Annotated in this window: 18 protein-coding genes; 6 read left to right on the top strand and 12 right to left on the bottom strand. The window is 61.1% G+C overall.

The window, feature by feature from the left end; all coding sequences use genetic code 11:
- Window positions 1-2: 2 nt before the first annotated feature.
- From VLM75_09275 to VLM75_09220, 12 genes are all read right to left on the bottom strand, one after another.
- Window positions 3-293 (bottom strand): hypothetical protein, encoded by a 291-nt coding sequence (locus tag VLM75_09275; GenBank protein HSV97112.1) that lies wholly within the window; start codon window positions 291-293, stop codon window positions 3-5.
- Window positions 294-435: 142 nt separating this feature from the next.
- On the bottom strand, window positions 436-804 hold the full coding sequence (locus VLM75_09270) for a DUF5661 family protein (GenBank protein HSV97111.1): 369 nt from the start codon (window positions 802-804) through the stop codon (window positions 436-438).
- Between the two features lie 186 nt (window positions 805-990).
- A complete protein-coding gene (locus VLM75_09265) occupies window positions 991-4,233 on the bottom strand; it encodes a CusA/CzcA family heavy metal efflux RND transporter (GenBank protein ID HSV97110.1) in 3,243 nt (1,080 codons plus the stop codon).
- A complete protein-coding gene (locus tag VLM75_09260) occupies window positions 4,230-5,552 on the bottom strand; it encodes an efflux RND transporter periplasmic adaptor subunit (GenBank protein ID HSV97109.1) in 1,323 nt (440 codons plus the stop codon). The genes VLM75_09265 and VLM75_09260 overlap by 4 nt, the downstream gene beginning before the upstream one ends.
- A complete protein-coding gene (locus VLM75_09255) occupies window positions 5,549-6,838 on the bottom strand; it encodes a TolC family protein (GenBank protein ID HSV97108.1) in 1,290 nt (429 codons plus the stop codon). The genes VLM75_09260 and VLM75_09255 overlap by 4 nt, the downstream gene beginning before the upstream one ends.
- 24 nt (window positions 6,839-6,862) lie before the next feature.
- Window positions 6,863-7,189: a YHS domain-containing protein gene (locus tag VLM75_09250; GenBank protein HSV97107.1), complete on the bottom strand. Its 327-nt coding sequence runs from the start codon at window positions 7,187-7,189 to the stop codon at window positions 6,863-6,865.
- Window positions 7,190-7,388: 199 nt separating this feature from the next.
- Window positions 7,389-8,174 carry a tRNA threonylcarbamoyladenosine dehydratase gene (locus tag VLM75_09245; GenBank protein HSV97106.1) on the bottom strand — a complete coding sequence of 262 codons (786 nt, stop codon included), beginning with the start codon at window positions 8,172-8,174 and terminating at the stop codon, window positions 7,389-7,391.
- Window positions 8,164-9,471, bottom strand: coding sequence for an O-acetylhomoserine aminocarboxypropyltransferase/cysteine synthase family protein (locus VLM75_09240; protein ID HSV97105.1), 1,308 nt, complete (start codon window positions 9,469-9,471; stop codon window positions 8,164-8,166). Before VLM75_09240 ends, VLM75_09245 begins: the two co-directional genes overlap by 11 nt.
- 58 nt (window positions 9,472-9,529) lie before the next feature.
- Complete coding sequence (locus VLM75_09235) at window positions 9,530-9,964, bottom strand: RrF2 family transcriptional regulator (GenBank protein ID HSV97104.1); 435 nt, start codon at window positions 9,962-9,964, stop codon at window positions 9,530-9,532.
- Window positions 9,961-10,764 (bottom strand): ATP-dependent sacrificial sulfur transferase LarE, encoded by an 804-nt coding sequence (larE, locus tag VLM75_09230; GenBank protein ID HSV97103.1) that lies wholly within the window; start codon window positions 10,762-10,764, stop codon window positions 9,961-9,963. Before larE ends, VLM75_09235 begins: the two co-directional genes overlap by 4 nt.
- 90 nt (window positions 10,765-10,854) lie before the next feature.
- On the bottom strand, window positions 10,855-11,787 hold the full coding sequence (gene cysK, locus VLM75_09225) for a cysteine synthase A (protein HSV97102.1): 933 nt from the start codon (window positions 11,785-11,787) through the stop codon (window positions 10,855-10,857).
- A 267-nt stretch (window positions 11,788-12,054) separates the two neighbouring features.
- Window positions 12,055-14,223, bottom strand: coding sequence for a penicillin acylase family protein (locus VLM75_09220; GenBank protein ID HSV97101.1), 2,169 nt, complete (start codon window positions 14,221-14,223; stop codon window positions 12,055-12,057).
- Between the two features lie 258 nt (window positions 14,224-14,481).
- Between VLM75_09220 and VLM75_09215 the strand changes: the two genes are divergently transcribed.
- The 6 genes from VLM75_09215 to aat all read left to right on the top strand — a co-directional run bounded on the left by VLM75_09215 (window position 14,482) and on the right by aat (window position 19,875).
- Entirely contained in the window at window positions 14,482-14,850 is a 369-nt protein-coding gene (locus VLM75_09215) for an iron-sulfur cluster assembly scaffold protein (protein HSV97100.1), read from the top strand.
- A 1-nt stretch (window position 14,851) separates the two neighbouring features.
- Window positions 14,852-15,634, top strand: a complete 783-nt coding sequence (fdhD, locus tag VLM75_09210; protein HSV97099.1) for a formate dehydrogenase accessory sulfurtransferase FdhD — start codon at window positions 14,852-14,854, stop codon at window positions 15,632-15,634.
- A complete protein-coding gene (locus VLM75_09205) occupies window positions 15,628-16,323 on the top strand; it encodes an arginyltransferase (GenBank protein HSV97098.1) in 696 nt (231 codons plus the stop codon). Before fdhD ends, VLM75_09205 begins: the two co-directional genes overlap by 7 nt.
- Before the next feature lie 226 nt (window positions 16,324-16,549).
- Window positions 16,550-16,873 carry an ATP-dependent Clp protease adapter ClpS gene (gene clpS, locus VLM75_09200; protein ID HSV97097.1) on the top strand — a complete coding sequence of 108 codons (324 nt, stop codon included), beginning with the start codon at window positions 16,550-16,552 and terminating at the stop codon, window positions 16,871-16,873.
- A 10-nt stretch (window positions 16,874-16,883) separates the two neighbouring features.
- A complete protein-coding gene (gene clpA, locus VLM75_09195) occupies window positions 16,884-19,169 on the top strand; it encodes an ATP-dependent Clp protease ATP-binding subunit ClpA (GenBank protein ID HSV97096.1) in 2,286 nt (761 codons plus the stop codon).
- A 10-nt stretch (window positions 19,170-19,179) separates the two neighbouring features.
- Window positions 19,180-19,875: a leucyl/phenylalanyl-tRNA--protein transferase gene (gene aat / locus VLM75_09190; GenBank protein ID HSV97095.1), complete on the top strand. Its 696-nt coding sequence runs from the start codon at window positions 19,180-19,182 to the stop codon at window positions 19,873-19,875.
- Window positions 19,876-19,897: the final 22 nt, after the last annotated feature.

The following is a 19,897-nucleotide window of genomic DNA, read 5'->3' as shown; positions in this document are numbered from 1 at the left end:
CATTAGGATACAAGATTCTTCGCTCGGATATTCTCGAACTCTTCGGCCATTCTGTCGTCGAGGCCTTCCCCGCCGGCGTCGATCATCCTGAATAGCCGGATTGCGATATTGAACGCGGCGTCGAGCGGTACGGTGAGCGCGTCGCCTTTATTGGATTTTACACCGGATGAAAATACGGCGCGAACGTACTTGTTGAGCCGGATAAAGATGTCGTCGGGCTCAACGCGTTTCTGCCCTATGGCGCGTTCGAACTCGCCAAGGGTCGCCTCGAGATCGCGCAGTGACTGGAACATGGCGGACGGTCCTCCTGTTTGTGGGTTCGTTCAATCGGCCCGGCCCTTCATGCGCAGGTACTGCGGCACCAGCACTTTGATCGGAGGCGCGAGCCTGTACGTGCGACAGATGGAATACATCATCGGTCTGTTCGACTCGGCATTATTTCTTCGCGGCCTTAACTTCGCGCTCGTACTGCTCTTCCATCTCCTCCAGGCGCGTGTAGTAGTCGGGTATTTCCTCGAGGTGGTCGGTCGCGATCTCGAGCGCCTTAAGCTTCTCCGAGGTGTGTTCCATCTCGATTTTTATGCCCAGGAGGAGCTGGTCGAGATCGTACTTCGTGATGTCCTGCCCGTCGGCGAGCCCGCCGGGAAGCTGGTCCCTGAAGTTATCGATATCGACGGCATGCTTCTCGAGTATGGCCGTACGATATGCGCCCCACTTTTCGCCTTTCGGCGGTGCGGGCTTCCCGCCGCAGGCTGCGACGGCAATTGTGAAAAAGCACAGGAAGATAACAGGCAATGTTCTCATGTTGATCCCTCCCTCGAGATACTGTCGGTGATGGTGACAGGGCGCACGAGGCGTACGCCGGTGCCGGGAATAAATATCAGGGGGCGGAGTGGAAGAATCAATCAGGAATTGATTTAACGATACCACACGTGTTCAATGACCGGGGGGTAATCCCGGCCGTGCCGTTACTGCCGGTCTCGAACGCCGCTACAGCCGCAACTGTCGTTTCCTCCACAGCAGATACACCGCCGGATAGACGAGCAGTTCAAGCAGAAACGACGTGGCGAGTCCCCCCACCATCGGCGCGGCGATGCGCTTCATCACGTCGGAGCCGGTGCCCATGGACCACATGATCGGCATGAGGCCCACCATGGCCGAGCCGACAGTCATGATCTTCGGGCGGATGCGCTTGACCGCGCCGTGGATGATCGCCTCCTCGAGTTCGGCGCGCGTGCGAAGCCTCCCGGCCTGTTTCGCGTCTTTGTACGAGAGATCCAGGAAAAGCAGCATGAAGACGCCGGTCTCGGCGTCGAGCCCCATGAGCGCGATAATGCCCACCCATGCGGCGATGGAGATATTATAGCCGAGAAAGTACATCAGCCACACGGCACCGATTACAGAAAACGGGACGGCGAGCATGACGAGGCCGGTCTTCACCATCGAGCGCGTGTTGAGGTAGAGGAGCAGTAATATGAGAAAGAGCGTGATGGGGATGATGACCATAAGCCGTTCGCGAACCCGCTGCATGTTTTCGTACTGCCCGCTCCACGCCAGCGAGTAGCCGGTGGGAAGTTTCACCGAGTCTGATACGATTTTCCTGGCCTCGTCCACGTACGAGCCGATATCGCGCCCGGCCACGTCCACGTACACGTAACCGGCGAGCATGCCGTTTTCGTTGCGTATCATCGACGGGCCGTAGCTCAGCCTGAGCTCGGCGAGCTCCCGAAGCGGCACGTGCACGCCCCCTTTCGTCGTTACGAGAACGCGGCCCATGCCCTCGAGGTCGCTCCTGAGCTCGCGCGGGTAGCGCAGGTTGATGGAATAGCGCTCGCGCCCCTCGATCGCGACCGAAATGGTGTCGCCGCCGATTCCGTTCATCACCACGTCCTGAACGTCGGCGATTGAGAGGCCGTAGCGCGCGAGCGCCTCGCGTTTCGGTTCGATGTCGAGGTAATAGCCGCCTCCCACACGCTCGGCAAAGACGCTGCGTGTGCCGCGCAGGTTGAGCAGTCGGTTCTCGATCGCCTCGCCGATCCGCTGGATTTCGTTGAGATCGGGCCCGAACACCTTTACGCCGATGGGCGTGCGAACGCCCGTGGTGAGCATGTCGATGCGTCCCTTGATGGGCATGGTCCAGGCGTTGGAGACTCCCGGTATGCGGAGCGTCGTGTCCATCTCGGCGATGAGCTCCTCGTACGAGATGCGGTCGTGCCAGACCGGCCTGAGCAGGGCCTTGAGCGGCGCGGGCGCCCACGACGAATACCAGCGTTTTTTCTCGCGCCACTGGTCCCGCGGCTTCAGCACCACGGTCGTCTCCATCATCGAGAAGGGTGCCGGGTCGGTCGAGGTCTCGGCGCGTCCGGCCTTGCCGTATACGCTTTGCACCTCGGGGAAGGCGGCCAGCAGCCGGTCCTGCGTTACGAGCAGGCGGTAGGTCTCGGTGACCGAGATGCCGGGAAGCGTGGTGGGCATGTAAAGGATCGTGCCCTCGTTGAGCGGGGGCATGAACTCCGATCCGAGTTTAAAATAGACCGGAATGGAAACGGCCAGCATCAGGAAGGCCGCGCCGATGGTCTTCAGCGGATGTGCGAGCACCCAGCGGCAGGGCCCTTCGTAGAGGCGGAAAAGTATTTTGCTGACGGGATGTTTTTCTTCGGGATAATAGGTCCCGACGAATACGGCGTTCACCGCCCCGGAGAGGCGGCGCGAGCGGAATTTGAACGGGTCAACGCGCGAGAAGAGCATGCGCACCGCCGGGTCGAGCGTCACCACCAGGAGCGCCGCGAGCGCTATGGTAAGCGTCTTGGTCCAGGCGAGCGGCGTGAAGAGCCTTCCCTCCTGGTCGACCAGGGTGAATATGGGAAGAAACGAAACCGCTATCACCAGGAGCGAGAAAAACACCGAGGGCCCGACCTCCATGAGCGCCTCGAGGCGCACTTCGTGGAAGTCGCCTTTCCGCCCGTTTTCGATCCACAGCTCGATCTTCTTGTACGCGTTCTCGACCTCGATGATCGCGCCGTCGACGAGCACCCCGATGGAGATGGCGATGCCCGAGAGGCTCATGATGTTCGAAGTGATGTTCGCGTGATACATGGGAATGAAGGCGAGCACCACCGCCACGGGTATCGTGATGATGGGCACCAGCGCCGACGGTATGTGCCAGAGAAAAAGGAGGATGGCCAGCGACACGATGATCATCATCAGAATGAGTTCATGTTTGAGCGTGTCGATCGAGCGCAGGATTAGCTCCGAACGGTCGTACACGGTGACAAGCTCCAAGCCTTCGGGGAAGGAGGGTTTCGTCTCCTCGATCTTTTTTTTGACGCGCTCGATGACGTTGAGCGCGTTTTCTTTATGGCGGATAACGACGATGCCGCCGACAGTGTCGCCCATGCCGTTGAAGTCGGCCACCCCGCGACGCAGCTGCGGCCCGGTCGTCACCGTGGCCACGCTACCCAGAAGCACCGGAGTGGCGCCAGGCCCCGTCTTCACGGCGACGCGCGAGAGCTCGTCCGTACTCTTTATGTAGCCCCGGGCGCGCACCATGAACTCGCGCCCGCTGAACTCGACGAGCCGCCCGCCCGCCTCGTTGTTGTTGTTCCTGATGGCCTCCATCACGTCCATGAGCGAGACGCCGAAGCTCTGCAGCCGGTTGGGGTCGACGATCACCTGGTACTGCTTCTCGAAGCCGCCGATCGTGGCGACCTCGGCGACGCCCTGCACGCTCTGCAGCGCCGGGCGCAGGTACCAGTCCTGATAGGCGCGGATCTTCGAGAGGTCGTGGGCGCCGGTTTTATCCACAAGCGCGTACTGGTACACCCACCCGACTCCGGTGGCGTCGGGGCCCATCTCGGTCTTTACGCCCGGCGGGAGCGAACCCTGTATCTTCGAGAGGTACTCGATGACGCGGCTTCGCGCCCAGTAGAGGTCGGTGCCGTCCTCGAAGATGACGTAGACGTACGAGAAGCCGAAGTCCGAAAAGCCGCGGATGGTCTTGACCTCCGGCGCACCCAGGAGCGAGGAGATGATTGGGTAGGTCACCTGGTCTTCGATGATGTCGGGGCTGCGGTCCCAGCGCGAGTAGATGATCACCTGCGTGTCGCTGAGGTCCGGGATGGCGTCGAGCGGAATGTTCTTCATGGCGTAGACCGAATAGACGATCGCCGCGGCAACGACGAAGATGACGAGCAGCCGGTTGTGCGCCGAGAAATGTATGAGCTTTTTGATCAATGTGCGTGCTCACCGGGAAGCTTGTCTTTTGGGCCGCCCTTATCCTGCACTGACTGGAAGGCCGCCCGCAGCGACGACTCCGAATCGACCAGGAAGTTCGCCGAGGTCACCACGCGCTCACCGCCCGAAAGCCCCCGTACAATTTCGTAATAGCCGTCACTGCCGTGAATGCCGAGCGACACCTCGCGCGGGACGATCCGGTCGTTGCCGGCGTCGACGAAAACGTAATCGCGCACGCCGGTGCGCATCACCGCGCCCCCGGGCACGGCAAGTCGCCTGCCGGGGCTGTAGAGCATGCGCGCGTCGGCGTACATGCCGGTTTTGAGCACCAGGCCGGGGTTGGCGATGTCCATGCGCACCTTCAGCGTGCGCGTCTCCTCGGAGAGCGACGGATAGATGAAGCCGACGCGGCCGCGAAAGACCTTGCCCGGCCAGTACGGGAGCCCGATCTCGACCGGCATCCCCATCTTTATATAAGGCAGGTCGGACTCGAATACCTCGGCCTCGCCCCACACCGTGGTGAGATCGGCGATGGTCATGAGCGGTTCGTTCATCATGATTTTCTGTCCCGGAAGCACCGCTTTGTCGACTACGAAGCCGGTGGCGGGAGAGTGGAGAACGATGGTGCGCTCGTATTTTCGCTCATTCTCGAGACGGGATATCTGCGCTTCGGTGAAATCGAGCAGGCGCAAGCGATCGCGTGAGGAGTTTTTGACCTCCTCGATGCTCGATTTGAAGTTTTCATTCTCCATCGACCGGCTCCGCTCGACGGCCCGCAGGGTGGAAAGGTACTCCTGCTGGGCGGCGAGGATCTCCGGGCTGTAAATTGAAAGCAGCGGATCGCCGCGCCGCACAAACTGGCCCGTCTGGTTGACGTTGAGCTTCTCGACCCAGCCGCTCACCTTGACGGTCACCCGGTGGAGGCGCGTTTCGTCGGGGACAATGCGCGCCGAGGCGCGGATTTCCCTGCGTATGGCGCGGCGCTCGGCCTTGCCGAACGTGAGCCCCAGCGTTTCGCGTGACGCTGAAGAAAGCGTGATGGGCGCAAGGCCGGGGACGTCGCCGGTATCGTGTCCGGCGTGAGCGCCCTTTTCCGGCGTGGCGGTTTTATCCTCTTTCTTCAGGGGCACCAGCTTCATGCCGCAGATGGGACAGTCGCCGGGCCGGTCGCTGACGATCTGCGGGTGCATGGGGCAGGTGTACTGTGTCGGGTCCGCCGGAGCATGGTTGTGGAAGAGGTGCGTGCCGAAATACAGGTAACCGAAGACGCCCGCGGCGATGAGGACCGTCGTGAGTATGAGTATGCGCGACCGTTTCATTGGGCGACCTCCTCTCCGGTGAGCGCTTTGAGCTCGGCGAGCTCGGTGAGGTATTCCTTCTTGGCCATAAACGCCTCCCTGCGGTAGCGAAGCAGCATGCGTAGGGTGTCGACCAGGGGCATGAACTCCACCGCGCCGGTGCGGTAGCGCGCAAGCGCCGCCTCGAAGGCCAGGGCGCTCTGCGGTATGATCTGCGTGGTGTAGAGCCGATGAAGCGCTTCCCATCGTGCGAGCGAGTCGACGAGGGTGAGCGCCTTCGACGTCGTTTCGTTTCGCCGGTCATCGTACAGGCGCTGAACGGTCTCACGGCGGAGCTTTGCTTCGTCGATCATCGGGACGTTCTTCGATGCGAAATACAGGGGCAGGTTGAACGAAGCCATGCCGGAAACCATGTCGTCGCGCTTTCCCATTGGCCCGCTGTCGCGCTGCATATACGAGAGGCCGAGCTCCAGGTCGGGAACAAGTCCCCGTTCGCTAAGGCGCACCTCGTCGGTAGCCCTGGCATGCTCGAGGCGCAGGATTGCCAGATCGTGGTTCGACGCGAGAATTTCCGCTTCCACCGCCTCACGATCCAGGCGCGCAAAGCCTTCCGACAGCAATCCTGTGGTGTCGGGCAGCACCTTGCCGCCGGCGAGGTAGCGGATTGTATGCACGATTTCCGCCTCTTTTTGTGCGAGCGTAATGATATCCTCCTCGATCATCGAGTGTTCGAGGTTCGCCTTTATGACGCCGGTGAGGCTTCCGGTGCCCGCCTTGCTCGCGGCGATTTCGCCGTCGATGACCAGCCTGATCTGCGTTTTAATGTCGTTCGCGATCGCGACCGATTCCCGGACGAAGGCGAGCTCGTACGAGGCCGCCCGGATGGCGGTGATAAGCCCGATCTTTTCCCCGCGAAGCCGTTCGCGCGCCTGTCGGTATTCGCTCAGGGCGATGGCCTCGCGCGCGGAAAGCTTTCCTCCGAGCTGAACCATCTGCGATACGCCGATCTCTTTTGTTGTCATGTCCGAGTCGCGGAAATTCGGGTCCGAGGCCGGAAGGTTGTTCGCGCCGAATTTCAGGCGCGGGTCGTCAAACGCGCCGGAGGGCTTAAGACGCTTCTGCGCCATGGCGACCTCGCCCTCCATGGCCTTTATGCGCGGGCTGTTTGCGATCGCGAAGGCTTCAAGCGCGGCGAGGCTCATGGCGCGGGTGGTGTGCGCTGAAAAAAGAGTGACCGCCAGCGCGACCATGCCCCCCGCAATCGGAACGAAGCGCCCGCTTATTGGATGTCCCGTATCTCCGCTCATCGGATTCAGTGTGCGCCACGGGCTCTAATGGTTATGCCCTCTGTGGTCCTGCCGCTTCGGCGCTTTCGCGCCGCCGGGGGAGTTCCCCGGGACGACACCCTCCTTCCTCATCTTGTTCATATACTTCTCGGGATTCTTGTTGAACTCTTCGACGCAGCTTGTGCAGCAGAAATAGACGCGTTTGCCCTTGTAGTCGACGAAAACGTTTTTATCGACCTCGCCGCCCATTACCGGGCACATCGTCTGCTGTTTCTCGGCTGATTTGCCTTTGGGCGCCCCCTTCTGGGCATAGAGCGATCCTGCCAGTGCGACGCTCATGATGAGTATCGATGCGGTGATGGTTTTCTTCATGGGGTTCCTCCCGTGTTGGAATATAATGTGCATTAAGTTGGGTACCCGGTTTCGCCTGACGGGACCGATCAGAAAATATTCGGAAATGCCAGGTTTAGGACGCGGGGGCCCCGATTCGGCAGCCTCAATTGCCTTCGGCGACGTTTTTATAGAATACACTGCATTCATGATTTAATCAACTTTATTCACGGGTTATGGTCTATGTCCTACTCCTGCTGTTCGAAGGAATACCGGCGACATCCGACACAACCAGTCCCGCAAGCGTGAATCCGAACACCGCCGTAACCTGAACGAGCGAGCCGTTGATTCGCTTCCTTCGTCCTGCGTCGTTCTCGCAGAGGGTGGCTTTTTTATCCGGGTGCTGCGCCTCCGCCACTGGTTCGTCGCTGTAGACGCAGATGAAGTCCGCAAAGACGCCGGCATGTTTGAGCCGACGCCTGACCGTGCGCGCAAGCGGGCATCCGTGCGTTTTGCCGAGCCTTGCCGTACGTACGCGCGTGGGATCGGTCCGCGCGGCGGCTCCCATCGACGAGAAGATGGTTTTCCGCGCGCCGATGGCCGTTTCGATGAGCACGATCTTGTCATCGACGCTGTCGATGGCGTCGATGATGTAATCGTATGAGCCGATGCCGAATTCGCCGGCGCTCTCCGCGGTGAATCGTTCCGCCCGCGCGTTGACGCGCGCATGCGGGTTGATTTCGGCCAGACGCGCGCCGAGCGCCCCGGCCTTTGGTTTTCCGATCGTGCGCGAGGTCGCCTGCGCCTGGCGGTTGATGTTGCCCGCGCAGATGACATCGTGGTCGACGATCGTCAGGTGGCCGATACCGGTGCGCACCAGCGCCTCGGCGCACCAGCTTCCGACCCCGCCCAGCCCGAAGACGATGACACTCGTTTCCCCGAAGCGCCTGACGGCGTCGCCGCCCAAGACGAGCGCCGTACGGTCGGTCATCGCGGCGCGGTACTCCCGTGGATCGTCAGCAGGCATCGCACGCCTTTACGAGCGCCTGGTTGAGGTCGTCGAGTATGTCGTCGATGGTCTCGATCCCGATTGAAAGACGGATGAGATCGGGCGTGATGCCCCCCTTCAGCCGGTCGTCCTCGGAGAGCTGGCTGTGCGTGGTCGTCGCCGAGTGGATCGCCAGGCTCTTCGCGTCGCCGACGTTGGCGAGGTGAGAAAACAGCCCGAGGTTCTCGATGAAGCGCTGCCCCTCCGGCTTGCCGCCCCGGATGCCGAAGACCACCATCCCGCCAAATCCGTTTTTAAGATAGTTGGCCGCGACCGCATGCGTGGGATCGTCGGGAAGCCCGGGGTAGCGCACCCAGGTTACCTTGGGGTGCTGTTTCAGGTATTCGGCGACCGCCATGGCGTTCTGCGAGTGGCGTTCCATGCGCAGGGCGAGTGTCTCCAGCCCCTGTATGAACATCCAGGCGTTGTCGGGCGAGATGGCGGCGCCGAGGTTCCTGAGCGGCACCGTGCGCAGGCGAAGCGCGAAGGCCACCGGGTTGAGCGGCCCGAGGTCGTGCGCGTAGCGGAGGCCGTGGTAGCTCGCCTCGGGCTCGTTGAAGAGCCTGAATTTGGGGTCGGTCCAGTCGAACCCGCCGGAATCGACCACGATGCCGCCGATAGCCGTGCCGTGGCCGCCGATCCACTTGGTGAGCGAATGCACCACGATATCGACACCGTGCTCGATCGGCCGGAGCATCGACGGCGGCGTGAAGGTGGAGTCGACGATGAGCGGCAGGTGGTGCTTTCGAGCGACGGCGGCGATCCCGCCGATGTCGGCGAAGTCCAGTGCGGGATTGCCGATGGTCTCGACAAAAAGGGCCCTGGTCTTTTTGGTGATGGCCTTTTCGAAATTCTTCGGCTCGCGCGGATCGACGAAGTTCACGTTTATTTTAAACTGCGGGAGGATGTCGTGGAACATGGTGAAGGTTCCGCCGTAGAGATTGTTGGCCGAGACGATCTCGTCGCCGGTCTCGGCGATGTTGATGATGGAGTAGTAAATGGCCGCCGTTCCCGAGGCGACGGCCACGGCCGCGGCGCCGCCCTCCAGAGAGGCCATGCGCTTCTCGAGCACGTCGTGCGTGGGGTTCATGAGGCGCGTATAGATGTTTCCCAGCTCCTTAAGCCCGAAGAGGTTGGCGGCGTGCTCGGTGCTTTTAAACAGGTACGAGCTCGTCCGGTGTATGGGGACCGCGCGCGACATCGTTTCGTCGACGATCTGGCCGGCGTGCAGGGCCCTGGTTTCGAATCCGGCGTTTTTAAGAGTTGTTTCGTTCATCGTTTTCTCCTTTCGGATGGTTTTTCAAAATTGCATCGCGGCGGCGCGCCGGCGGACGTCAGATCGCGTATGAAGGGGCGCCGGACTCCTTCTCGCGCCATTCCTGCATGTCGGCCAGTGTGATGCCCGAGAGGGTTTCGGTGATCCGATCGTTCAGCATCGACCAGACGCGCCGCGTACTGCACTCGTCGGCGCGGTCGCACTGTCTCGATTCCACGCATTCCACCGGGCAGAGTGAACCCTCGAGCACCGTGAGAGCGTCCATCACGGTGATCTGCGACGGGTGCCGCGTGAGAAAGTAACCTCCCCGCGCCCCCCGGACCGAACCCACCAGTCCCGATGAGCGGATATGGATGATGATCTGCCCCAGGTATTTCTCGGAGATGTCCTCCCTCTCGGAGATATCCGAAAGCTGGACGGGGCCCCGGCCGTAGCGCAGAGCGAGCTGGAAAAGGAGCCTGAGGCCGTATCGAGAGCGGGTGGAGAGCTTCATGGTTCGAGCACCTCGTTAAGACTTCCCATGCGGTAGCCCTGTATGTCGAGCGCGACGTATCTGAAACCTATCTCCCTGAATCTCGACGCGATCAGCCCGGCCGCTCTTTCCTCGAGTACGAGCGGCATTTCCTCCCTGAGCGTCTCGATTCGCGCGATCTCCCCGTGGTAGCGGACGCGGAACTGCGAAAGGCCCATCCCGGCAAGCACCCGCTCGGCGCGCCCCACCAGTTCAAGGCGCTCTGCCGTTATGCGCGTCCCATATGGGAAGCGCGAGGCAAGGCAGGCCTGGGCGGGCTTGTCCCAGTTGGAAAGCCCCATCGCGCGCGCGAGTTCGCGAATCTCGGCCTTGGTAAGTCCGGCTTCGCGTAGCGGGCTTCGCACGCCGAGCTCGCGGACGGCACGCTCACCCGGCCGGTAGTCGCCTTTGTCATCGAGGTTCGATCCCTCGATGACAAAGGCGAGCCCGCGTTCGGCCGCCAGCGCGATCAGCCTTTTTAAAAGCGCGCGCTTGCACCAGTAGCAGCGCTCGGGCGGATTCGCCGCGTAGCGCTCGTCTTCGAGCTCGTCGGTGTCGACGACCAGATGTTCCACGCCGAGCGATCCGGCGATCGACCGGGCTTCTTCCAGTTCCCGTGCCGGGTAGGTCTTCGAACGGGCGGTGACGGCCAGAATTCGCGGATGGAGCGCGTCGTGCGCTACTTTCAGGAGGAACGCGCTGTCCGTACCGCCCGAGTAGGCGACGAGAGCGCTTTCCATCTCTTCCAGTATCGCCCGCAGGTGTCTCAGTTTTTCATTCATGACGAATGGACATCTCCTGTGAATCCGGATGGAATTCGGCTAACTGCGTGGCCTGTGCCGGCCGGTTGAATGCGTCGGTATGTGCCGTCATCACTGGCTTTCCTGAAAGAGCCAGGTTGAAAGGTAGCGCTCGCCTGTATCGCATCCGATGGTGACGATCAGCTTCCCCGCGTTTTCGGTCCTCTTGGCCACCTGTATCGCCGCCCACACGTTCGCACCGGCGGATATGCCGACGAGGATTCCCTCTTCGCGGGCCAGCCTGCGCGCCGTTTCGCCGGCGTCCTCTTCCGTGACCGTCATGATCTCGTCGATAATCTCCCGGTTCAGCACGCCCGGGATGAATCCCGCACCGATGCCCTGGATTTTATGCGGACCCGGCTTGCCGCCCGAGATGACCGGTGATTTCTCCGGTTCGACGGCGATCGCTTTCAATCCGGGTTTCTTTTTCTTCAGGGCTTCGGATACTCCGGTGATGGTTCCGCCGGTCCCGACGGCCGCGACCACAATATCCACGGCGCCGTCGGTGTCGCGCCATATCTCCTCGGCGGTCGTTGTGCGGTGTATTTCCGGGTTGGCCGGATTGTTGAACTGCTGGGGCATGAAGGAGCCCGCTGTCGCGGCCAGGAGCTCCTCGGCCTTCCTGATGGCGCCCTTCATGCCCTCCGGCCCGGGCGTGAGAACAAGCTCCGCGCCGAGGATCTTCAATAGCTGTCTGCGTTCAACGCTCATGGTCTCCGGCATTGTGAGGATGAGCCGGTATCCCTTCGCGGCGGCGACAAACGCCAGCGCGATGCCGGTGTTGCCGCTGGTCGGCTCGATGATGGTGGCATCCTTTTTCAGCAAGCCCCGCTTTTCGGCATCCTCTATCATCGCCGCGCCGATGCGGTCCTTTACGCTGGAGAGGGGGTTGAATGATTCCAGCTTGATGGCAACCGTCGCCGGTGCTCCGTCGATTACCCTGTTAAGGACGACGAGCGGAGTATTGCCGATGGTTTCGGTGATGTTGTTGAGCAGCCGGGCCATGATGGTCCTCCTCGATGAAGTATGGAACGCCCGCACGATGACGAGCGAAGCAGAGTGAAACGCCTATATACTACTATAGTTATAGTAATAGTAGCATATTGCCGTGAGGGCTATTCTGTCAACATAAAATCGGTTTTTTTCAAAAAATCCGGTTTGTCTGGCTGTATATGCGTTTCCCCTGGCAAAAAGCCGATCGAGCACGCGGCTTTTTCGCGGGAGGATTCCCGCTTGGTGAATGGTGTATAAGGCCGTGGAAACTGCGCCGGCCTATGCCAGCACCTTGTATACCGCCCTGGTCCAGTTTTCCATGTCGCTCATATACCAGCGCGAGAAACGCCGGTCGGAGCTTCCTCCGGCGATGTTCGTATGCAGCGCCTTCTCGGCGAGGTCGGCGATCATGCGATACGACGGACTGAAGGTGGTGACTCGTCCGGAGCTTTTGAATATCTGCCCCTGGGACACGGTCGCCCTCCCGCCGGGAAGCGATATGGGGCCGTAATCGAAGCCGAGAAAGCGCGGAAGCTTGCCGCCGAAGAGGAGGTGCGAAAGCGTCACCATGCGCGTTTTTCCATATTGCTTCGGTGTGACCGACAGGCCTTCTTTAATGGCTTTCTTGAAAAGCTCCTCGCGCGGCCGGCCGTCGAACCACGCCGAGCGCGGGTCCATGAGTATTTCGTCGAAATTGCCGTAATAATCGTTGAAAAGGCCCGTTTCGCTCATGGCGTAGTCGACGATTTCGCGCCCCATGCCGTTGTCGCCGAACACGGTCCGAAGCAGGGAGCGGTACACCGACTCGAACAACGTCGCGCCGCGCGAGTCGGCGCTGTAGGTGCACTCCCATTCGCGGAGTATGCGCCCGTTGTCGGAATCCGGGAGCAGGGGCCGCAGTACCTTCAGGAAACGCTCGGCCTGGAGCGAATAGAGGTCGAAGTGAATGCGCTTCATGTCCTCGACCGTAAGCTTTTTTTTCTTTTTTAAAAGCTGCGTAATGCGGTCGGCGCGATAGGAGGCCATGGGGAGGTTGATGGGCTTCGCCTTTCCGAGGCGGTTGAGGTCCTGGTTGGCGGTGACGATGATTCCCTCGGGCGGGTTATATGCGGCGGGAAGCAGGGATGCGCTCACGAAACCGCGCGGGGTGTACTTCTTCTCCCAGCCCGGAAGCGGGACGAGGCCGCTCACTCCCTTGGGCCGCCTGTACAGCCGACCGCTCATCTGGTAGGCGATGTTTCCGAGCGAGTCGGCCATTACCCAGTTAAACGACAGCGCCTCGAGCTTTCTGAAGCAGGCCATCGCCTCGCGCGCGTTTTTGGCATGAGGGAGCGTCAAAAGTCCGTTGAACTCGCCGGCGCCGCATCCGCGGGCGGCCGACCAGCACAGTACAAGGTAATGTCCTTCGATGAACGGATCGCCCTCCAAAACGCCGAGCTCGTTTTCGTAGACTTTTTCGATGACGGGCTCGCCCTTTTTCACCGCGATGAGCTCTTCCCGCACCTTAAACGGCTTCCACTGTTTTCCGCGCCGGTAGCGCCCGCCCCGGCATTCCTCGATACGGTAATCGACCATGTCCATGAAGGAGTAGGTCGCCCCCCATGCGAGGTTCCTGGTCCGGCCTATGGCGATGCCGGGTACGCCCGGCAGGCTCGCCCCCATGATGACGTCGTCCGGCAGCCGCAGCACGATCTCCTGCCATATGGCGGGGATGCGGTTAACCTCCAGGTGTGGATCGCTGCAATAGATGGGCTTGCCCGAGGCCGTCAGCTTGCCGGACACGGCCCAGTTGTTGCTCGCCGTCATCTTCGGGAGTTTCGACAGCCACTTGAGCGCCGCCGGAATGAGCGGCGGTGCAAGGCTGAGCTTCTTCATCATATCGTAGTCGATCTTTTCGGTGAGATAGGGAAACAACTCCCGGAGCTTTCTCTCGCCGAGGTCATGCCGGATCATCTGGGTCAGGAATTTTTCCATGGCGCCCTGCGCGTCGGCGAGGCCCAGGAAGGCCATGATCTTCCCGAGGATGAGCGAGTCCTTTATCTCCCAGGGCTCCGGCCTGTATCCCAGAAGGCGGAACTCGAACACGGCGCCGTGCGTTTGGAGGTAGTGGTTGAAACCCTGCGCGTAAAACTCGAGGTAGCGGCGGACAGCGGGTTCCAGCTTTTTAATCTCACTCTCCGGATCGGGGAGAAACTGCATGCGACGCATGTAACGGTCTATTTCGATGAGAGCGGGCTCCCCGGCGAGCTTTTCGGCCGCGCGCCCCTGCAGAAGGAGCCGCGTGAGCAGGGCCTGAAGCTGGCGGTCGTGGGCGTGCACCCAACCCATGCCGTAGTAAACGTCCTCATGTCTTCTGCCGCTTATTTCGGGAACTCCGTGATCGTTTCTGATTATTGAAACTTTTCCGCCTCTGGTTTCAAGGATGATTGGGCTGCCTGTCAGTTTCATGGCGCATCTCCGTGGAGTGAATTGATCATTGATCAATTGCATAAAAAGATGAAAATGTCAATCTTAAATGCGGTCGGTGTCGTATTTCAACACGGGGATACATGATGTAACCCCCTGGGAAAGGAGCGGGTAAGCGCAACCCCTTATTCCTTTATGGGATTCGTCGAGGAACGGGAGTTCCGTATATTTTAATTGACACGAGTGTCGAATACGTACGCTTATGGAATGGCGGAGCGCGGTCCCGCGATCGATGAACACGTGAAAAATGCGATACTGAAAGACCATTTTCTCCACCCCCGCCGCATGGGGGAGGTCGATGAACCGACGGGAAGGGCGCTGGTGAAGAGCGATACCTGCAGCGACCTGGTGCGCATGACTGTGCGTATCGACGGCGGCGGTATCGTGACAGACATCAAGACCCGGGTCTACGGCTGCGGCTATGCGATCGCCGGAGCATCGTACTTCAACGAGTTTGCGCACGGGAAGCGCGCTTCGGAGGTGGCGGGGACGACGATCGATGCCCTCGTCGAATCGCTCGGAGAGGTTCCCCCGGGGAGCCGGGGATGCGTGGCCCTCGCGCCTGCCGCTTTTAAAAAGATATTCCGCGCCGTGGATGGAGGCGCATGATATGGCGCTACCGCAGTACGTCACGGTAGGGGCCTACCGGTGCACGGGGTCGGCTATCGCGCCGATAGACATTCCGGTGAGCGCCGAGTACGCGTTTACGCTTTCCGTAAACGGCAATCCTTTCGTCTCCATCGTATGCTCGGGAAGCGACCTCGATAAGCTGGCGCTGGGGCATCTCGCCGCCGAGGGCGTCATCCGATCGGCGGACGAGGTGCACTCAGTCGAGATCGACGAACAGGCCTTCACCATAAACATCGATACCGCGGAGAACGACGATCTGCTCGAGCGCCTGTTCCGCATCCGCTCGATCGCTTCCGGCTGTGGGCAGTCCGGCTCCCAGCCCGCGGACGCGATCCCGCGGACGCGAGGGGAGGTCCCCCGTGTCAGGGCGTCGGTCGTTACGGCCGGCATGAGAGAATTTCTGCATGCCTCCGAGATCCACAAACTAACGCACGGCGTGCACAGCGCCGCGCTCTACTCGGTAGAGGGGCGGCGGCAGTGCTTCTTCGACGAGATTGGGCGGCACAATGCCATCGACAAAATACTGGGGTATGCGCTGAAAAGCGGCCTGTCGCTCGAGCGCTCGATGATCCTCTCCACCGGGAGGCTCGCGAGCGAGATCGTAATGAAGGCAATAGCCGTCTCGGCGCCGGTGCTCGTCTCGCGCGCCGCGCCGACCGCGCGCAGCATCGAGCTCGCCCGGCAAGCGGGCATGCTCATGATCGGCGGCGTGCGCCCTTCGGGATTCTATATTTTCAGCGGGGAAGGCTTTGTCGAATGCTGATTTTACAGGAGAGGAGGCTCTCGGAGGAGGGAGAGTGCCCCTATCTCCCCGGGCGCACCTCGAGGTTTGAGTATTTCTTCGCGCACGACCTCGACGGCAACGATCTCGAGAGGCTTCTTTCGACGGGATGGAGAAAGTTCGGATGGTATTTTTTCAGGCCCGACTGCCCCGGATGTAAAAGCTGCGTTCCCCTCAGGGTCCCCGTGGCCGGTTTCAGGCCGTCGAAGAGCCAGCGTCGAGTAATCAATAAAAACATGAAGACCGAGGTGCGTTTCGGGGCGCTCCATCACTCCCACGAGATCTTTTCCATATACGAAGAACACAGCAGGGATCGTTTCGGCCGGGATCCGGCGTTCGAGGATTTTCTCTTCAACTTTTATCAGGTGTCCTGCCCGGGTGTGCAGTCGGAATACTATCGGGACGAAAGGCTCCTGGCGGTCGGCTTTCTCGACCGGTCGAGCAGGGGGCTCTCGAGCGTCTATTTCATCTTTCGATCGGAATTCGCGCACCACAGCCCCGGTATCTATAGCGTCCTTAAAGAAATTGAGCTTGCCGGAAGCCTGGCTCTTGCGTATTATTATCTCGGGTATCATGTAAAGGGCTGCCCTCGCATGGAGTACAAGTCCGGTTTTAATCCGCACCAGCGGTACTCGTGGGATGAATCCCGCTGGGTGGATGCGGAACGGTGAATTACGCCCCGGACGCCCGTTCCAGTTACGTGATGTGTAGGTAACAGGCTTGTTGCGAAACTGATAAAATTGTAATCGCGAGGAGCGCAGCGACGTGGCGATCCCAAAAGGCGGGAAGCAGCCGGTATAAAAAGGGATTGCCGCGCCCCGATAAGGCCGGGGCCCGCAATGACACCGGGTTAAGCAACAAGCCTGATAATTTTCTGATAATCAAGGACGAAGCCGTATGCCGAATAATCCCGACAGGGACGGCGTCTTCGACGGCGGCCTGAAAGTCGACCGCGAGACGGAGGTCCGGGAGCCGAAGATGTACCGGGTCATCCTTCACAACGACCACTACACCACGATGGATTTCGTGGTTGAGGTGCTTGTTTCGGTATTTCGCAAGCCGGCCGCCGAGGCGACGAAAATCATGATGGATGTGCACCGCCGGGGCAGGGGGATGTGCGGGGTGTTTACCTATGACATCGCCGCGACGAAGGTGACGCAGGTGCACTCCATGGCGCGGGCGCGGGAGTTCCCGCTTAAATGCAGCATGGAAGACGCGTGAGGACAGAGCGATGCAGATAAACGACGAACTGAACCAGATCATCATGGCGGCGTTCAACGAGGCGAAGACCCGCCGGCACGAATACTTCACGCCGGAACATCTGCTCTACGCCGCGCTCTTCTTCAACGAGGGGCGCGAGATCGTGGAGGGCTGCGGCGGCGACGTGGAGCGGTTGAAGAACAGCCTGAAATCCCATCTGGAGGAGAAGGTCCCCGGTATCGAGCCGGGCGTCGACGGCGCCGAGCCCATGCAGTCGCTGGGTTTTCAGAACGTTTTGGAGCGGGCCATCTGGCACACCGCCTCGGCGCAGAAGGAAGTGCTGGATCTCGGCGACGTGCTGGTGTCGCTCTTCGACGAAAAGGAATCCTTCGCCGCGTTTTACCTGGGCAGGGAGGGGGTGACGCGCTACGACCTGGTCAATTATATATCGCACGGCGGGTACCGCGATCCCGGCGAAAAGGACGATGGCGAAGCGCCCGGCGAAGAGGCCGATGCCGATGCCGATACGAAGACGAAAGAAAAGGACAAAGACAAGGTCTTGCGCGCCTTCACCGTCGAGCTCACCGAGCGCGCGAGGAAGGGGGAGCTCGAGCCGCTCATCGGGCGCGAGGACATCCTCGAGCGCACCGTGCAGGTACTCTGCCGGCGCTTCAAAAACAATCCCATTCACGTGGGCGACCCCGGCGTGGGGAAGACGGCGATTACCGAGGGGCTTGCCCAGCTCATTGCGGAAGGCAAGGTGCCCAAGGCGCTCCGCGAGGCCCGCATCTACTCCCTCGACATGGGAGCGATCCTGGCGGGCACCCGTTACCGGGGCGATTTCGAGGAGCGCATGAAACGCGTGCTCGCCGAGCTCGAAAAGCGGAAGAACGTCATACTCTTTATCGACGAGATCCACACCATCGTCGGGGCCGGGGCCGTGTCCGGCGGGTCCATGGACGCGTCGAACATACTGAAGCCGGCGCTCGCCACGGGGAAACTTCGCTGTGTCGGCTCGACCACGTACGATGAATACCGCAAATATTTCGAAAAGGACGGGGCGCTCTCGCGGCGCTTCCAGAAGATAGAGGTGAGCGAACCGACCGTCGAGGACACTGTGCTCATCATCAAAGGGCTCAAGTCGCGGTATGAGGAATACCACGGGGTCGAGTATTCCGAGGAGGCGCTTTGCGCGGCCGCCGAGCTCTCGGCGAAATACATCAACGACCGCCACCTTCCCGACAAGGCGATCGATGTCATCGACGAGGCGGGGGCCTTCGCGCGCATGAAAGTCTCCGACGACGCGTCGATCCTCATCGGGACCGCCGATGTCGAGCGCGTCGTGGCGAAGATGGCGAAGGTCCCCGAGAAGAACGTGTCCTCGACCGAGGTCGAGAAGCTGCACAACCTCGAGACCGAACTCAGGGCGCGGATTTTCGGGCAGGACGAGGCAATAGCGATGATCGTGGAGGCGATCAAGCGCGCGCGTGCGGGCTTTCGCGAGCCGAACAAGCCGGTGGCCTCCTTCCTTTTCGTGGGGCCCACGGGCGTCGGCAAGACCGAGCTCTCGCGCCAGCTTGCCTCGGTGATGGGCGTTTCGCTTCACCGCTTCGATATGAGCGAGTACCAGGAGAAGCATACGGTCGCCCGGCTTATCGGCGCGCCCCCCGGGTATGTCGGGTACGAGGAGGGAGGGCTCCTCACCGGGGCCATCCGCAAGAACCCCTACGCGGTGCTGCTCCTGGACGAGATCGAGAAGGCGCACCCCGATATTTTCAACACGCTTTTACAGATGATGGATTACGCCACGCTCACCGACAACAGCGGGCGCAAGGCCGATTTCCGGAACGTCGTCATCATCATGACCTCGAACGCCGGCGCGCGCGAGCTGGCGAAATCAAAGATCGGCTTCGGGGACGAGACGGGCAACCCCGGCGCGGTGCAGAGCGCGGTCGAGCGCATCTTCGCCCCTGAGTTTCGCAACCGCCTGGACGCCGTCATCACCTTCTCCGGCCTCACCGAGGAGATCGTGCAGAGCATCGTGAAGAAGACGGTCGATGAATTCGCCCTTCAGCTTGCGGAAAAGAGCGTCGAGCTCGCCATTACCGACGAATGCGTGCGCTGGCTCGCGCACAGTGGCTATTCGCCCGAGTTCGGCGCGCGCGAGATCGCGCGGCTGGTGCAGGACAAAATCAAGCGCTTCTTCGTCGACGAGGTGCTTTTCGGTCGGCTTGCCGGCGGCGGAAAGGCCGAGGCGATGATCGAAAACGACGAGGTGGTGATACGCGTCGTCGAGGGCAAAGCTCCCGCAGCCTGAGAGGGCCACCATGCCGGTCTACCGCCTGTGCGAGGACATCGTCTTTCCCCCGCCCGAGCTCGCCGCCGAGGGCGGGGTCCTCGCGGTCGGCGGTGACCTTTCTCCCCGACGCCTCGTGGAAGCCTATCGTAACGGCATCTTCCCCTGGTATTCGGACGACGACCCGATCATCTGGTGGTCGCCCGACCCGCGATACGTCCTGTTTCCCGATGAGCTGAAAGTCTCGCGCAGCATGCGCCGGATCATGAAACGCAGTATTTTCACCATCACCTTCGACCGCGACTTCCGCGGCGTAATCGAGGCCTGCCGCTCCCGGCGGCGCCGTCACGAGAAGGGCACCTGGATCACCGACGACATGCTCGAGGCCTATACCGAACTGCACCAACTGGGCCTGGCCCACTCGGCCGAGGCATGGAGGGACGATGATCTCGCCGGCGGGCTCTACGGTGTTTCGCTGGGAGGCTGCTTTTTCGGCGAGTCGATGTTCGCGGCGGTGTCCAACGCGTCGAAGGCGGCGTTCATCGCGCTTGTGGAGGAGCTTCACTCCCGGGGATTTACGCTGATCGACTGCCAGGTGCATACGGCGCACCTGGAGAGCCTGGGGGCGCGCGGGATACCGCGCTCGGAATTCATGGGGCTTCTGTCCGAGGCGCTGAAGATGCCGACACTCCGAGGACACTGGGGCGCGATCATGAGCGAGCCTTAGCCGCCGCCCCGAAAAGGCCGGC

It is taken from the genome of Spirochaetota bacterium (genome assembly GCA_035477215.1).
Taxonomy (GTDB): Bacteria; Spirochaetota; UBA4802; order UBA4802; family UBA5368; genus MVZN01.
Note: the sequence above shows the minus strand (reverse complement) of the source record. Positions and strands in the feature narration are given on the sequence as shown.

Bases quoted from the DNA above. Each gene is read 5' to 3' on its own strand.
- VLM75_09205 (HSV97098.1), top strand. From the start codon at position 15,628: ATGCTGATTTTACAGGAGAGGAGGCTCTCGGAGGAGGGAGAGTGCCCC.
- VLM75_09270 (HSV97111.1), bottom strand. From the start codon at position 804: ATGAGAACATTGCCTGTTATCTTCCTGTGCTTTTTCACAATTGCCGTC.
- larE (HSV97103.1), bottom strand. From the start codon at position 10,764: ATGAATGAAAAACTGAGACACCTGCGGGCGATACTGGAAGAGATGGAA.
- VLM75_09255 (HSV97108.1), bottom strand. From the start codon at position 6,838: ATGAGCGGAGATACGGGACATCCAATAAGCGGGCGCTTCGTTCCGATT.
- VLM75_09240 (HSV97105.1), bottom strand. From the start codon at position 9,471: ATGAACGAAACAACTCTTAAAAACGCCGGATTCGAAACCAGGGCCCTG.
- VLM75_09220 (HSV97101.1), bottom strand. From the start codon at position 14,223: ATGAAACTGACAGGCAGCCCAATCATCCTTGAAACCAGAGGCGGAAAA.
- aat (HSV97095.1), top strand. From the start codon at position 19,180: ATGCCGGTCTACCGCCTGTGCGAGGACATCGTCTTTCCCCCGCCCGAG.
- clpA (HSV97096.1), top strand. From the start codon at position 16,884: ATGCAGATAAACGACGAACTGAACCAGATCATCATGGCGGCGTTCAAC.
- cysK (HSV97102.1), bottom strand. From the start codon at position 11,787: ATGGCCCGGCTGCTCAACAACATCACCGAAACCATCGGCAATACTCCG.
- VLM75_09245 (HSV97106.1), bottom strand. From the start codon at position 8,174: ATGCCTGCTGACGATCCACGGGAGTACCGCGCCGCGATGACCGACCGT.
- VLM75_09250 (HSV97107.1), bottom strand. From the start codon at position 7,189: ATGAAGAAAACCATCACCGCATCGATACTCATCATGAGCGTCGCACTG.
- fdhD (HSV97099.1), top strand. From the start codon at position 14,852: ATGGCGCTACCGCAGTACGTCACGGTAGGGGCCTACCGGTGCACGGGG.
- VLM75_09260 (HSV97109.1), bottom strand. From the start codon at position 5,552: ATGAAACGGTCGCGCATACTCATACTCACGACGGTCCTCATCGCCGCG.
- clpS (HSV97097.1), top strand. From the start codon at position 16,550: ATGCCGAATAATCCCGACAGGGACGGCGTCTTCGACGGCGGCCTGAAA.
- VLM75_09235 (HSV97104.1), bottom strand. From the start codon at position 9,964: ATGAAGCTCTCCACCCGCTCTCGATACGGCCTCAGGCTCCTTTTCCAG.
- VLM75_09275 (HSV97112.1), bottom strand. From the start codon at position 293: ATGTTCCAGTCACTGCGCGATCTCGAGGCGACCCTTGGCGAGTTCGAA.